Source organism: Lentzea aerocolonigenes, from assembly GCF_000955955.1.
Classification (GTDB): domain Bacteria; phylum Actinomycetota; class Actinomycetes; order Mycobacteriales; family Pseudonocardiaceae; genus Lentzea; species Lentzea aerocolonigenes_A.
This window is the reverse complement of the sequence record NZ_JYJG01000002.1, coordinates 1-14,091: the sequence shown is the minus strand read 5'-3', so window position 1 is coordinate 14,091 and position 14,091 is coordinate 1. Positions and strand designations below refer to the sequence as shown.

General features: G+C 68.7%; 14 protein-coding genes. 5 read left to right on the top strand and 9 right to left on the bottom strand.

What is annotated here, in order from left to right; translation table 11 throughout:
- Window positions 1-70: 70 nt before the first annotated feature.
- From UK23_RS00435 to UK23_RS00400, 8 genes are all read right to left on the bottom strand, one after another.
- Window positions 71-988: an acyltransferase domain-containing protein gene (locus UK23_RS00435; RefSeq protein WP_196777554.1), complete on the bottom strand. Its 918-nt coding sequence runs from the start codon at window positions 986-988 to the stop codon at window positions 71-73.
- A 65-nt stretch (window positions 989-1,053) separates the two neighbouring features.
- On the bottom strand, window positions 1,054-2,268 hold the full coding sequence (locus tag UK23_RS00430; RefSeq protein WP_045309299.1) for a ketosynthase chain-length factor: 1,215 nt from the start codon (window positions 2,266-2,268) through the stop codon (window positions 1,054-1,056).
- Window positions 2,265-3,533 carry a beta-ketoacyl-[acyl-carrier-protein] synthase family protein gene (locus UK23_RS00425; protein ID WP_045309298.1) on the bottom strand — a complete coding sequence of 423 codons (1,269 nt, stop codon included), beginning with the start codon at window positions 3,531-3,533 and terminating at the stop codon, window positions 2,265-2,267. Before UK23_RS00425 ends, UK23_RS00430 begins: the two co-directional genes overlap by 4 nt.
- Complete coding sequence (locus tag UK23_RS00420; protein ID WP_052684255.1) at window positions 3,530-4,240, bottom strand: hypothetical protein; 711 nt, start codon at window positions 4,238-4,240, stop codon at window positions 3,530-3,532. Before UK23_RS00420 ends, UK23_RS00425 begins: the two co-directional genes overlap by 4 nt.
- On the bottom strand, window positions 4,241-4,426 hold the full coding sequence (locus UK23_RS00415) for a hypothetical protein (protein WP_045309297.1): 186 nt from the start codon (window positions 4,424-4,426) through the stop codon (window positions 4,241-4,243).
- Between the two features lie 9 nt (window positions 4,427-4,435).
- Window positions 4,436-5,371 (bottom strand): aromatase/cyclase, encoded by a 936-nt coding sequence (locus UK23_RS00410; RefSeq protein ID WP_082114312.1) that lies wholly within the window; start codon window positions 5,369-5,371, stop codon window positions 4,436-4,438.
- Between the two features lie 28 nt (window positions 5,372-5,399).
- Window positions 5,400-5,651 (bottom strand): acyl carrier protein, encoded by a 252-nt coding sequence (locus UK23_RS00405; RefSeq protein ID WP_045309296.1) that lies wholly within the window; start codon window positions 5,649-5,651, stop codon window positions 5,400-5,402.
- 159 nt (window positions 5,652-5,810) lie between these two features.
- Window positions 5,811-6,620 (bottom strand): AfsR/SARP family transcriptional regulator, encoded by an 810-nt coding sequence (locus UK23_RS00400; RefSeq protein ID WP_045309295.1) that lies wholly within the window; start codon window positions 6,618-6,620, stop codon window positions 5,811-5,813.
- A 212-nt stretch (window positions 6,621-6,832) separates the two neighbouring features.
- Here UK23_RS00400 and UK23_RS00395 point away from each other — a divergent pair, with 212 nt between their 5' ends.
- From UK23_RS00395 to UK23_RS00380, 4 genes are all read left to right on the top strand, one after another.
- A complete protein-coding gene (locus tag UK23_RS00395) occupies window positions 6,833-7,015 on the top strand; it encodes a hypothetical protein (protein ID WP_045309294.1) in 183 nt (60 codons plus the stop codon).
- Window positions 7,012-9,273, top strand: a complete 2,262-nt coding sequence (locus tag UK23_RS00390; protein ID WP_045309293.1) for a TOMM precursor leader peptide-binding protein — start codon at window positions 7,012-7,014, stop codon at window positions 9,271-9,273. Before UK23_RS00395 ends, UK23_RS00390 begins: the two co-directional genes overlap by 4 nt.
- Before the next feature lie 17 nt (window positions 9,274-9,290).
- A complete protein-coding gene (locus tag UK23_RS00385; RefSeq protein WP_045309292.1) occupies window positions 9,291-9,938 on the top strand; it encodes a hypothetical protein in 648 nt (215 codons plus the stop codon).
- A 99-nt stretch (window positions 9,939-10,037) separates the two neighbouring features.
- A complete protein-coding gene (locus tag UK23_RS00380) occupies window positions 10,038-12,293 on the top strand; it encodes a sensor histidine kinase (protein ID WP_196777553.1) in 2,256 nt (751 codons plus the stop codon).
- Between the two features lie 49 nt (window positions 12,294-12,342).
- Here the strand turns inward: UK23_RS00380 and UK23_RS54475 are convergent, their stop codons facing one another.
- Window positions 12,343-13,350, bottom strand: coding sequence for a ketoacyl-ACP synthase III family protein (locus tag UK23_RS54475; RefSeq protein ID WP_045309291.1), 1,008 nt, complete (start codon window positions 13,348-13,350; stop codon window positions 12,343-12,345).
- A 101-nt stretch (window positions 13,351-13,451) separates the two neighbouring features.
- Between UK23_RS54475 and UK23_RS00370 the strand changes: the two genes are divergently transcribed.
- Window positions 13,452-14,057 (top strand): response regulator transcription factor, encoded by a 606-nt coding sequence (locus UK23_RS00370; protein WP_045309290.1) that lies wholly within the window; start codon window positions 13,452-13,454, stop codon window positions 14,055-14,057.
- Window positions 14,058-14,091 lie beyond the last annotated feature (34 nt).

Genomic DNA, 14,091 nt, shown 5'->3' with positions numbered 1-14,091 from the left:
CGGACGTCGATACAGGCCCTAGATGCCAGACAAAGAGCCGCCCTCCGGACGAGGGCGGCTCTTTTATGTGTCACACCAGGCGAGCGCGCGCAGCCTCGATGGAATCCGAGCCGTCGAGCAACGGCAGCACCTGCGAAGCACCGGAGCGCACGGCCTTCGTACGACGCGCGAACGACGTCAGCGTCTGGCCAGGACCAGCCTCCACCAGCAACACGTCGTACATCGCGACGAGCTCGTTCAACGCCGGTCCGAAGTAGACGGCGTCGGTCAGCTGCCGGGTCCAGAACCGCGCGGACAAGGCGTCTTCCGCGGTCATCAGCTGACCCGTGTACCCCGAGTACACCGGCATCGACGGCGCGGCAGGCGAAGCAGTCCACGAAGCCAGCGCCTCGTCCACCGCGGGCTGCATCGCCGGGCTGTGGAACGGCGTGGTGGCCGGCACGGTGACGACGATGTACTCGTCCGCCTCCAGCCGGGCACGCACACGAGCCAGCGGCGCGTCCGACCCGGCCAGCATCGTCTGCCGGGCCGAGTTCACGGCCGCGATCGCCACGTCGCCTTCCAGGTATGGCAACAGATCCGCCTCGGAAGCCGCCGCCGCGAGCATCCCGCCGGACGGAATCGGCACCGCCGACACCACCCGGTCCCGGACCAACCCCACAGCCTCTTCCAACGTGAACACGCCCGCTAACGTCGCCGCGACGACCTCACCGGCGGAGTGCCCGATCAACGCGACAGGCTTGACGCCCCACGACAGAACCGTGCGCCCCAACGCGTAGTCGACCGCGAACAGCAACGGCTGCGCGCGCGACACGTGGTCGATGTCGTTGCCCGCCAACCAGTCCTCGCAGGCAAGAGAACCCACGTCACCGAACAGCTCGAACACCTCGTCGATCACCGAGGTGAACACGGGCTCCACGCCGTACAGGGACGCCGCCATCCGCGGGTACTGCGACCCCTGCCCGGGAAACATCAGTGCTACATCCACAGGAAGCCTCCAGAAAAGCGACAGGGGCCGCGAGGAAGACCTCACGACCCCTGTGCGGGTGAACATCACCTGTACTCGCGAACCACCATGGCGGAGTTGAACCCGCCCTTGCCGCGCCCGAGCACCAGAGCGGCCTTGATCTTGCCGTGCCGCGCCTCGTTCATCACGAGGTCGAGCTCGTACTCCGGCACGACGTTCTCGACGTTGACGGTCGGCGGGATCGCCGACCAGTAGATCGAGAGGATCGCCGAGGCGACGTCCAAGGAGCCACCACCGGCGAACAGCCGCCCGGTCATGGTCTTCGGCGCCGTCACCGGCACGCCGTACGGCCCGAAGATGCCCTTGATCGCCTCGGCCTCGGCCTTGTCGAGCTCGGGAATCCCCGCCGCGTCGGCGAAGACGACGTCGATCTCGGAGGCGTCCATGCCGGCGTCGCGCAACGCCAGCTCGGCCGCCCGCTTCAACCCCGGCTCCCGCGAAGGCATCTTCGAGTCGAACGTCGCGGCGTACCCGACGATCTCGCCGTAGATCCGGGTGCCGGGACGCTCGGCCGCTGACTCCGGAGTCTCCAGCACCATGATCGCGCCACCCTCGCCCGCGACGTAACCAGCGGCGTCGCGGTCGAACGGCAGGTAGGCGCGCTTCGGGTTGTTGTTGCGGGACAAGCAACCCGATGCCTGGTGGGCAACCCACGCCCACGGGCACAGAGACGAGTCCATACCGCCCGTGAGAGCCAGCTGCACGCCCTTGCGCAGCTGACGCCGTGCGTGCCCGATGGAGTCGATGCCACCGGCCTGCTCGGAGACCACCACGGCGCCAGGACCGCGCGTGCCGTGGCGGATGGAGATCTGGCCCGTGTTGACCGCGTAGAACCACGCGAACGACTGGTACGCCGAGACGTACTCCGGGCCCTGGTGCCACAGCTTCTGCAGCTCCCGCTGACCGAACTCGTACCCGCCCGCCGTCGCCGCGGTGATCACCGCGATGTCGGTGTCCGGGATGTCGTTCGGCTGCACACCCGCGCCGCGCAACGCCCAGTCCGTGCCCACGAGCGTCAACCGCGTCATGTGGTCCGTCTGCGGCAGCAGCCGGCCCTGCAGGTGCCGGCCTGCCTCGAAGCCCGGCACCTCACCGGCGATCTTCGCCCAGTAGTTCGCACTGTCGAACCGGGTGATCGGCTTGATCGCCGCCTCACCGTGCAGGGTCGCCCGCCAGTACGCGGTCGGCCCCAGCCCGTTCGGCGACGCGATGCCGATTCCCGTCACCACCGCCCGAGTCACCGGCCTGCCCCTTCCACCTTCTTGAGCACCATGGCGCTCTGGAATCCACCGAAACCGCTGCCCACCGTCAGGAGCGTGTCGACCTTCTTCTCGCGCGCCACGAGCGGCGTGTAGTCGAGGTCGCACTCCGGGTCCTGCTCGTGCAGGTTCGCCGTCGGCGGGATGAGGTCCTGCTCGAACGCCAGCAGCGAGCCGACGATCTCCAGCGACCCGATCGCACCGAGCGAGTGCCCGATCATGGACTTGAAGCCCGAGACCGGCGTCTTGTACGCGTGAGCGCCCAGCGAACGCTTGAACGCCGCCGTCTCGTGCAGGTCGTTCTGCTTGGTGCCCGAACCGTGTGCGTTGATGTAACCGACGTCCGTCGCGTCAGCCCGCGCCTGCTTCAGCGCGATGTTGATGGCGTCGGACATCTCGATGCCCTCGGGGTGCAGGCCCGTCATGTGGTAGGCGTTGCACCGCGAGGCGAAACCGGCGACCTCACCGTAGATGTGGGCACCGCGAGCCCGAGCGTGTTCCAGCTCCTCGAGCACGATGATCGCGGAACCCTCGCCCAGCACCAGTCCGTCGCGCGTCTTGTCGAACGGGCGGCAGGCGGTGGTGGGGTCGTCGTTGCGGGTGCTGGACGCCCGGATGACGTCGAAGCACACCACGGTGATCGGGGAGAGCGGGGCCTCGGTGCCGCCGGTCACGACGACGTCCGCGGAGCCCTCCATGATCAGCTCGGCCGCGTATCCGACCGAGTCCAGGCCGGAGGTGCACCCCGTGGAGACCACGGAGACCGGCCCTTCCGCGCCGACCGTCCACGCCAGCTCCGTCGCCATCGAGGACGGCGTGAAGTAGTCGTAGAGGTGCGGGACCGCGTAGGAGGCATCGACCTCCCAGTACTTGCCCCGGTCGGAGCCGACGATGAACTCGCGCTCCAGCGAGGTCGTGCAACCGACCGCGGTGCCGAGCGAGACACCGATGCGGCCGGGGTCGAGCTGGTCGAACTCGATGCCCGAGTCGGCCATCGCCTCACGGCCGGCCACGACGGCGAACTGCGCCGCGCGGTCGAGCCTGCGGATCTCTTGCGGCGTAAGGCCTTCGCGCACGGGGTCGAAGTCTGCTTCACCCGCCATGCGGGAGCGGTACGGAGACGCGTCGAAGTGCGTGATGATGCGAGTCGCCGTACGCCCTTCGGACAACAGTTGCCAATACGCCTTCGTTCCGATGCCACCAGGTGCGACCACGCCCACCCCGGTGATGACGGCGCGACGACTCATCGGACACCTCCAATCGCCTTGTGTGCGGACACGGTCTGCTCCAATCTCGGACAGGGCACGGGAGCGATACCTGTTTCTGCCGAATGAACCGATGGTGAAACGGCCCGATCGAGGCCACCTCGAACGGCGGCGTAGAACCCCTGTACGAGTTCAGCCCCCGCATCCGCCGCGAACAGTTGCTTCGCGAGCGTTCCGCCGTCGTCATGACAACCGAAACCAAGGGGCACACCGGTTTCCGCCACCAGCTCGGTGATCTCGCCGATCTGGTCAGGCCACAAACTGCCTGCTGTGTCGTGCAGCAACACGGTTTCCGCCCCAGCCTCCGCGGCTGTCAGCACGACCTCCAACGCGTTGTCGGGGTCGATGAGCCAGCCGTCGAAGAAGTCCCGCGCCTCGACGATCACTCGCCGTTCGGCGCGCACGAGTTGACGCACGGCATCCCGGATCACCGAAAAGCCGTGCCCTTGCACAACTACTGCCACCGCGGGGGTCTCCGCGGCGAGCAGTGCGGCGAGATCCTCCGCACCACCGGAAGCGATGAGGGTGGTGGCCCGCAACCGGAGTTCCAGCGCGGCCCGGTGGTAGAACCGGGCCGACCTGCCTCCGTCGGCGAACGCGACTCCGAGCGCGTCGAGGCGCCGCGCCGCGACCAGTCTGTCCGTGATGGACAGTCCGGCGCGACGCAGCGAGATGTCGTAGAGCTTCATCTAGAACCCCGACAGCAGTACACGGGATGCCTCGATCTCATAAGCGCAATGCCCGACTTCGGAGGGGCAACCCTTGCGCTGATGTTCGACCGCTGCCTTCTCCAGGTACATGGACACCACGTAGAGCCCGTTGCGGCTCGCGGCACGCGCCGCGGCGGTGAGCAGTTCCGCGCCACCTAACCCCATCGCGCCACCTCATCCGTTCTCGGCGAATTCCTTCGCGTGCCGGAGAGTCGTGAGGCTGTTGGTCCCCAGCGCGTGACGGATCAGCTCGCGAGCGCGCTCGAGCGTGCCGTCAGGCCCCAGCACGTCGGTGATGACGTCCGGCCGGATGACGACCGTGTGGTGGGAGGTCGCCTCGATGCCGGCCTCGATGCCGTCACCGATGTCGCGGAACGTCCACCGGCCGACGTGGGCCGCCATGATCGGCGGCGTCGCCGTCTGCTTGTAGACGATGCTGTCGTACGGGAAGCAGACCCGCACCGAGTGCGTGGTGTGGATCGACCCGTCCGGGCTGCGCGTGTCCATCTCCATGGACTGCACGCCGGTGACAGCTTCCTTCAGGTCCAGCCGGGCGACGTGCGGCAGCCGCTGCGGCCACAGGTCCGACCGGTACAGGAACTCGAAGACGTCCTTGCGGCCCGCGTGGATCGTGATGCTGTCCGAGAACGACAGCACCAGCTTGTCGTAGTCGTCGCCGTACTCGGCCGCCCGCTTGAGGGCGGCCAGCTCGGCGTCGCTGTTGTTGTTGACCGCGTTCAGGATCAGGTCCACCGCTTCCGGCTGTGCCGCCGTGAAGTGGTGCAGCAGATCGACCCGGGTCGCCGAGTCGGCGATCGGGACGATCCGCCACTCCCCGCCCATCGTCTTGACGGGCGCGGCCGAACGCTCCTGCTGGAACTTGATGTGCAGGTTCGCCGGGTCGAGCTCGCGACGGGACGTCCACGTGCGCACGTCACCGTTGGCGAACGCGTGCAACCGCAACCGTTCGGTGTTGCCGTCCCGTTCGAACACCTCGGCGTGCACCGTGGGTCCGAAGGTGTACGGCCAGGTCGTGACGTCCGCGACCAGGTCGTAGACCACCTTGGCGGGAGCACCGATCATGACCGTGTGCGTGGTGGTGTGCGTCATGTCCGTCTCCGTTTCGTCTCGCCGGCGGTCAGGCCGCGATCTGTCCGTTGACCTTGTCCAGCAGCTGACGCGGCGTCTCGATGTACGCCATCTCGTCGTCGGCGACGGAGACACCGTGCTTGCGCTTGATCAGCGCGACCGTCTCCAGCAGGGCGAGGGAGTCGAAGCCCAGCTCGAGGAACGGGATGTCGAGAATGTCCTGGCCCGGCTTGAACGAGTCGTCCTCGCCCGCGGCCTCGTTGAGGATCTCCTTGAGGCCCTCGATGGTCAGTGCGCTCACGGCTGTTCTTCCTTTCCTCCAGCGGGCGGTTTCCGCACGCCTATCAGTGATGTTGTCAGCGCGCGGTGGTGGACGACTGGAGACGTCCTCGAAGAAACCGTTGCGGTACAAAGAAAAACGGCCCCCGCCACAGTGTGACGGGGGCCGCTGGAGCCGGACTCAGGCGAGAAGCCTTTGCAACTGACGGGTTTCCGCGCTGTCGAGCCGCGGATCGGACGTGAGAATCGCGTGCTGCAAAGACTGCAGCCGGGACGAAGGCTCCACGCCGAGCTCGTCGATCAACGTGTTGCGCAACCCCTTGAACGCGTCCAGCGCCTGCCACTGCCGGCCCGCGCGGAACAGCGAGATCATGTACTGCGCGCACAGGTTCTCGTTCATCGGGTTCTGCACCGTCAGCACCGAGAGCTCGCTGAGCAACGCCTTGTGCTTGCCCAGCCGCAGCTCCGCGTCGATGCGGGCTTCGAGCGCGCTGAGCCGTGACTCCTCCAGGCGCACGACCTCGATGCCCAGTGGCATTCCCGGCCGCACGTCGACGACCGCGGGACCGCGCCACATCTCCAGCGCCTGCCGCAGCAGCCGGGCGGCGGACGGGTAGTCCTCGACCTCGTGGGCCTGCTGGCCGGTGCGGGCGAGGCGCTCGAACTCGTGCACGTCGACGGCCTCCGGCGGCACGTCGAGCAGGTAGCCGCCGTAGCGGGTGACCAGCAGCTCCTTCGCGCCGCTCTCGCCGGACGCGGACAGCGCGTCCCCGATCAGCTTGCGCAGCTGCAGGATGTAGGTCTGCAACGTGGTGCGCGCGCTCCGGGGCGGGCGGTCGCCCCACAGCTCCTCGATCAGCGTCGGCACGGACACCACCGATCCGGAGTGCAGCGCGAGCAGCGCCAGGATCTGCCGCGGCTTGGCTGCCGTGGGCGTCACCGAGCGACCGTTCACCTTGGCCTCGACCGGCCCCAGGACCTTGATCTGCATCGTGACCCCTCCTCCTTCTCCGAGCACCTGATTAGTCTGCTCGGCCCAACGGGGCCGCGTTAGTGCACCGGTCCTCGATCTCGGATGAGTTCACCCTGTGCGCCGGTATGAAAACTTCATACCGATGCGCATTAGGCCGTAACTACCCAGCCATTACGCCAGGTCCGCAGAATTGACCCACACCAATTGACACGCGAATAACGGAGATGCACATGTACCCCACCGTCACCGTGGAGCACCTGGCTTCCGTCGCCACCGCCACTGACGACTCCGATGACATGAAGATCTACGAATTCGACCATGACGCCTCGATCGACATCCTCATCGGTGTTCCGTGGTCGAGCACCTCGCCCGGCGGCTCGGTCGTCAGGTTCGAAGAGGTCCTCGCGGCATGAGAGAGGACCAGGCCGAACCGGGCGACCAACGCATCGGGTTCAAACGACACCTCCGGCCGCAGATCGTGCGGGGCGAGGCCGTCTACCTCTTCGGGGAGTCCGGGGTCACCGCGATCCAGGGCGCTCACGTCGAGGTGCTGGCTCCGTTGCTGGACGGCACCCGCGACCTCGCCGGGTTGCTGCGCGACGCACCCGCGGACCTGCCCGCCGACAAGGTGGGACGCATGCTCAGGCGGCTCTCCGCGGCGGGTCTGGTCGGCAAGCGCGGCCGGGAGGACGGTTCGGCCGGCACCCAGGCCGCACTCGCGTACTGGGACGCGGCGGGCCTCGACGCGGCGGGTGCGGTGGCGGCGACGACGAAGTCGCTCGTCTCCGTCGTCGCGATCGATGGCATCAACCGCGACACTCTTGTGGAAGCCTTGCACCGCAACGGACTCACGGTCACCTCGGGGAGTGGTGACCTGACGGTCGTGGCGTGTGCCGACTATCTGGCTCCCGAACTGCGCGACATCGACTCGGCACATCGCGCCGCCGGCACCCCGTGGTTGCTCGTCAAGCCGGTAGGTGCGCAGGTGTGCGTCGGTCCTTTCTTCACCCCCGGCGACGGGCCGTGCTGGCGTTGCCTGGCCACCCGGCTGTCAGCCAACCGGTCGGCGGAGGCCCACGTGCGCGCAAGGTGCGGACAACGAGGTCCCGCACCACGCGCGGCCATCGGGCTGCCGTCGCTCACCGCCACAGCGCTGGGGGTCGCCGCGGTCGAGGCGACCAAGTGGCTCGCCGGCCTGCGCCACGACACGCAGCGATCGATCTGGAGCTACGACAGCCTCACCATGCAGGTCGCGCAGCACGACGTGCGAGTCCGCCCGCAGTGCTCCGGCTGCGGCGACCCCGGGATGGTCGCGCGCCGCGCGTTCGAGCCGGTCGCGCTCCTCAGCCGGATGAAGCGCTCCTGCGACGGCGGCGGCCACCGGTCGTCGTCGCCCAAGGAGGTGCTCGACAGCTATCGGCACCTCGTCGGCCCGGTCACCGGGATCGTGCGGGAGATCCAGCGCGACGAGACCGGCCCGGCGTTCTTCAACTCCTTCTGGTCCGGCTCGAACATCGCGGCCGCCGGCGACGGGCTCGAAGGATTGCGCTCAACATTGCGCGCGGACACCGGCGGCAAGGGCGTGACGCCGCTCGACGCCGAGGTCGGCGCGCTGTGCGAGGCCGTGGAACGGCGCAGCGGCGCGTTCTGCGGCAACGAGGCGCGGGTGCAGGGCAGCTACCGGTCGCTGGGCGAGCCGGCGATCCACCCAGACACCGTGCAGCACTACCACCCGCGTCAGTACGACGACCGGGACGCCTGGAACGCGAGCCATTCGAGGCTCCAGCACGTCACCACCCCGTTCGACGAGGACGAGGTGATGGACTGGACCCCGTTGTGGTCCCTCACCGAGCAGCGGCACAAGCTCCTGCCCACCGGGATGTGCTACTTCGGCGCCCCCTGTCCGCCGAGCGTCACGTCCAACTCCAACGGTTGCGCCGCGGGCAGCAGCCTGGAAGACGCGGTGCTGCAAGGACTTCTGGAGCTGGTCGAACGGGACGCGGTCGCCATCTGGTGGTACAACCGCACCCCGATGCCCGTGATGGACCTCGACTCGTTCCGCGACCCGTGGATCGACGAGTGCCGAGCCGTGCACGCGGGCCTCGGCCGCGAGGTGTGGCTGCTCGACGTCACCGTGGACCTGGGCGTGCCGGTGATGGTCGCGGTGTCCCGCCGCACGGACGGGCCGCGCGAGGACATCATGCTCGGCTGCGGCGCGCACCTGGACCCGCGGATAGCCGCCCGCCGCGCTCTCACCGAGCTCAACCAGTGCATGCCGATGGTCTGCGAGCCCGTCGACATCACCGCGTTCGACGTCGACACGCGCCGCTGGTTCGAGAACACCCGGCTCGCCGCGGAACCCTGGCTGGCACCCGATCCGGAGCAGCCGGCCAGGGACGTGTCCCACCACGGCCACACGCACCGGCCGGACCTGATCGACGACATCCGCGCCCTGCAGGACACGCTGGCGTCACTCGGGATGGAGGTGCTGGTTCTCGACCAGACCAGGCCCGACCTCGGGCTTCCCGTGGTGCGCGTGGTCGTGCCGGGGCTGCGGCACTTCTGGTCAAGATTCGCTCAAGGGCGGCTCTACGACGTTCCCGTACAACTGGGTCGACTGGCACAACCCCGCCGCTACGAAGAGCTCAACCCGACCCCCTTGTTCATGTGACCCGAGCGGAGGCGCCCGTGGTGCCCACGACCCAGTCCCACGTTCCCGCGGGCCGTCCGCTGTGGTCGTTGCTCGAGGACGCCTTCGTCGTCGAGGGAACCGAGCACCTCACCGTGCACGGACGCTGGGGCGCGATCGAGATCGCCGACACCAGCCCGCTGGTGCGCGAGGCGTTGCACCGGATGACGCTCGGTCCCGTCGCACTGGAGAACATCTCCGTGCTGCACGAGAACTTCGTGCGGTGGAAGAACGGCAGCGGGCCGTGCCTGGTCTGGCGCAAGCTCAAGCACACGCTCGACCAGCTCGGCGGCTGCCTCGTGCCGTCGCTCGGCCTGAACGACGGCGCCGGCCCGATCCTGTCGGTGATGGCGGTGACCGGTGACGCCGTGTTCACCCTGCCGCACATCCTCGCGGACGAGGCGGTCACCATGCGGCCGGGCACGGAGATCGAGCGGCTCAACGGCGACCAGGCGCTGGCGTGTCCCGGTTCGCAGTACCAGGTGATCCTGCACAGCGCGCCCGCGACCGAGATCGCGAAGTCGCTGCTGGCGGGTGAGACCACGATCGCCCAGGTGGCCGAGGCGCTGCAGGTCGAACAGTCGCTCGTCGCCGACGTGGTCGCCTATCTCGCGGGAGCCCAGCTCGTGGTTCCGGCGAGGTGTTGAGCCGCCGTCATGTTGCTCCGATCGGGAAGTGCAAAACACGGGATAACCGAGGAAGCGCCCGTATCATGGCCGCGTCCCGACCCTCGCGTGGGAGCTGCTGTGACGCTGCGACAGGAACGCTCATCGGTGTCCCGTCGTTTGGCGTACGTCGTCATCAGCGTCGTGTTCGCCAACTATCTCGGCAACGCCTTCTCCTACGTCCTGCAGGCCGGCCCGACCCCTCCGCGCGTCGCGGGCTCGCTCGCCTGCCTGCTCACGATCGGCTACCTGCAGCTGCGGGTGTTCTCCAGACCGGGTGCTGACCTCAGGTCGGGCAAGGCCTACCTGGCACTCGGCGCGATGGCGGTGCTGGCGTTCGCGCCAGTGGTGTTCTTCTCCGAAGCGTGGGCGGGAATGCCCGGCTTCGTCGCGGGCAGCGCGTTGCTGGTGCTCCCGAACCGGGTGCGGTGGCTCGCGTTCGGCGCGGTGGCGATCAGCAATACCGCGATCCAGTCCTTGTCCGTGGACGTGGTGCCGCAGCTCGTCTACTACCTGCTGTCGCCGATGGTCGCGGGTCTGGTCGTCTACGGACTGTCGAGGCTGCCGTCACTGGTGAAGCAGCTGGAGACGGCGAGATCCGAACTCGCCGGCGTCGCGGTGTCGGAGGAGCGGCTGCGGTTCGCGCGCGATGTGCACGACCTGCTCGGCTTCAGCCTGTCGGCGATCACGTTGAAGGTGGAGCTGGCGCGCAAGCTGATCGGTGCGCACACCGACCGCGCGCTCGTGGAGCTGGCCGAGATCCTCGGCATCGCGCGCGAGGCCTTGACGGACGTTCGTGCGGTGGCGTCGAGCTACCGCGAGCTGTCGCTGGCCGACGAGATCGAGTCGGCGCGGTCCGTGCTGACCGCGGCCGGTGTCGCGACCGTGATCGCGGCCGACCACGCCGAACTCTCCCCCAGATCCCGGACGGTGCTCGCGACGGTGCTGCGCGAAGGCGTCACGAACCTGTTGCGGCACAGCCACGCCACCCGCTGCTCGATCGAGATCCGCGGCGCGGACCGGCTGGTGTCGATCGACATCGTGAACGACGGCGCGCCCGCCCAGGCCGACGTCGACCGGGGCAGCGGCCTCGCCAGCCTGTCGGCCCGCACCAGCGCGATCGGCGGCTCGCTGCTCACCCAGACCACCCCGGACCGCACCTACCGGCTGCACGCCGAGGTGCCGGTCGACCCCGTGACCGAGGAACCGGCGCACGTCGCGCGTCCGGCCGGGCCGATGATCGCGACGCGGTTCGCGCAGATCCTGCTCACGGCGGTGGTGATCGGCTACGGCCTGATGGCGATGACCTTCGCCTGGTACGGCTACGGCAAGTTCGGGCCGCTGGGGATCACGGTCGTCGCGGCGGGCATCGCGGGCACGGCCGCGCTGGCACTGGGCCTGGTGAGCCGTCCGCTCGTCGAGCTGGACCTGCCGCGCCGCCTCGCGGTGATCGCCGGAATCGCGCTGTGCGTGTACGTGCCCCAGCTCGTGTACGGCGACCCGTTCAGCTCCGTGCCGGGGTTCCTAGCCGGGTCGGTGGCGCTGCTCCTGCCCCGCGTCGCCGGGTGGGTGGGCTTCTTCGCGGTCGCCATCGGGCAGGGCGTCATCTTCGACGCGCTCGGGTTCGACTCGGTGGACGTCGCGTGGGGCATCATGGCCACGATCAACCACGGCCTGGTGCTGTACGCGCTGACCCGGTTGCGTTCCATGGTGGCCGAACTGCACGAGGCCCGCGAGGAGCTGGCCACCGCGGCGGTGACGCAGGAGCGGTTGCGGTTCGCGCGGGACCTGCACGACCTGCTCGGCTACAGCCTGTCCGCGATCACGTTGAAGAGCGAGCTCACGCACCGGCTGGTCACGATCGACCCCGACCGGGCCCGGCAGGAGCTCGGGGAGGTGCTGGAGATCTCCCGGCAGGCGCTGGCGGACGTGCGGTCCGTGGCGCTGAGCTACCGCGAACTGTCGTTCGACGAGGAGACCCAGTCCGCGCGGGCGTTGCTGTCCGCGGCCGACATCGAGGTCACCGTCCGGATCGACCAGTGCGACCAGCTGCCCAAGGACGTGAAGATCACGCTCGCGACGGTGTTGCGCGAGGGCGTCACGAACCTCTTGCGGCACAGCAAGGCCGAGCACTGCGAGATCCTGCTGTCCAGCTCACCGTCGCTGGTCACGATGGACATCATCAACGACGGTATTCCGACCGCGGGCCGGAAGTCCCGGGACGGCAGCGGAATCGGCAACCTCACCACCCGCGTCCGCGCGCTCGGCGGCGATCTCCACGCAGGCCTCACGCCCGAGCACACGTACCGCCTGCGCGCCGAGATCCCCCTGAACTGACGAAAAAAGACCGTGTGAGGGAGTCCCCCACACGGCCTCGAACGTTCGTTCAGACCATCTCCAGAACCGCGCAACCCCAGCTGTATCCCGCGCCCACGCCGAACATCACGATCCGCTGCCCCGAGCGGGCCAGGCCCTCGTCGACCAGGTGGCCGAGGCTCGCGAACTGGTCGCCGGCGCCGAGGTGACCGACCGTGCGGCTCCACTCCCACGTGGTGCGCTCCGGCTCGATCCCGTACGGGCGCAGGTAGTTCACGTCCAGCCGGCGCCGGCCGAAGTGCGGCAGGATCACCCAGTCGGCGTCGCCGATCTTCATGTCGGCGTCGGCGAGGGCCTCCTCGACCGCGACGGCCTGGCCCGCGTTGGCCTTGTTGATGCCGTAGGACAAGCCGTACTCGCGGCTGAACGCGATCTTGGCGTCCTCGAAGTCCACCGGCATGCGGTGCGAGAACGGCGCGAGGCCCATCGGCACGTCACCGCGGTGCAGCGGTTCCAGGTCGGAGTCCGCATTGATAGCCAACGAAAGCAGCTTCGCGTATCCACCGCGGCGCGACAGCACGATCGCGGAAGCCCCGTCGCCGTAAGGGGTTCCGGGGTCGGTGCGCCACCGGTCGATGCCCGGCAGGCAGAAGCGGTCCGCGGTGGTCAGCAACGCGTCCTTGCCCGGACGTCCCGCCAGGTAGGCCACGGCGAGGTCCATCGCAGCCAGGCCGCCGTTGGACATCTGCCGGATCTCCAGTGCCAGACAGCTGTTGCGCACCGTCTCGCGCTGGATGTACGAGCCGACCGGCCACAGGTCCTGGCCCTGGTGGTACGTGGTGGCGTGCAGGATCAGCTCGACGTCGCCGGAGCCGGAGTCCGCGGCCCGCAGCGCGTTCCTGGCCGCGCCGACCGCCATCTCGGCCGCCGACTCGTCCGGGGACACCACGACCGACAGCACGTCCGTCCGCGCCACCAGCTTCGGCTCGCACTCCCCCGACTCGATGGCCTCCGCGACTGTCAGCGTCGCGGGCAGGCGCACCCCGTTGCCCCTGACGAAAACATCCTCTACTCGCACTGCGGTCAAGCCTCCTTCTGAGCACCGTCGACGCCCCGCCCCGACGTGGCGTGGAGCGCGACCTGAACGGTGGGAGATATGGTGTCGCGCGGAGGGGCGCGATGATCAGGGTTCTGCTCGCGGAGGACATGCACATGGTGCGCGGTGCTCTCATCGCGCTGCTCAACCTCGAACCGGACATCGAGGTGGTCGTCGAAGTGAGCTCCGGCGACAAGATCGTGCCGGCGGCCCGGCAGCACAGACCCGACGTGTGCGTGATCGACATCGATCTGCCGATCCTCGACGGGCTGACCGCCGCCACGACGATCCGCGAGACGATGCCGCAGATCAGAACGTTGATGCTGACGTCGCTCGGCCGGCCGGGAACGTTGCGGAAGGCACTGGCCGCCCGCGTGGACGGGTTCCTGCTGAAGGACGCGCCGCCCGCCGAACTCGCCGACGCGATCCGCCGGGTCGCCGCCGGGGAACGGGTCGTGGACAGCCAGCTCGCCCTGGCCGCGTGGGACCGCGGCGAGTGCCCGCTGACCGACCGCGAGCTCGAGGTGCTGCGGCTCGCGGCGAACGGTTCCGACGCTCCTGACATCGCTGTCGCGCTGTCGCTGTCGGTCGGCACCGTGCGCAACTACCTGACGACGATCATGACCAAGCTCAACGGCCGCAACAAGGTGGACGCCATCCGCATCGCCGAGGACGCCGGCTGGATCTGACCCGCTCCGTGCTCGATGAAGGGAACCTTCATCC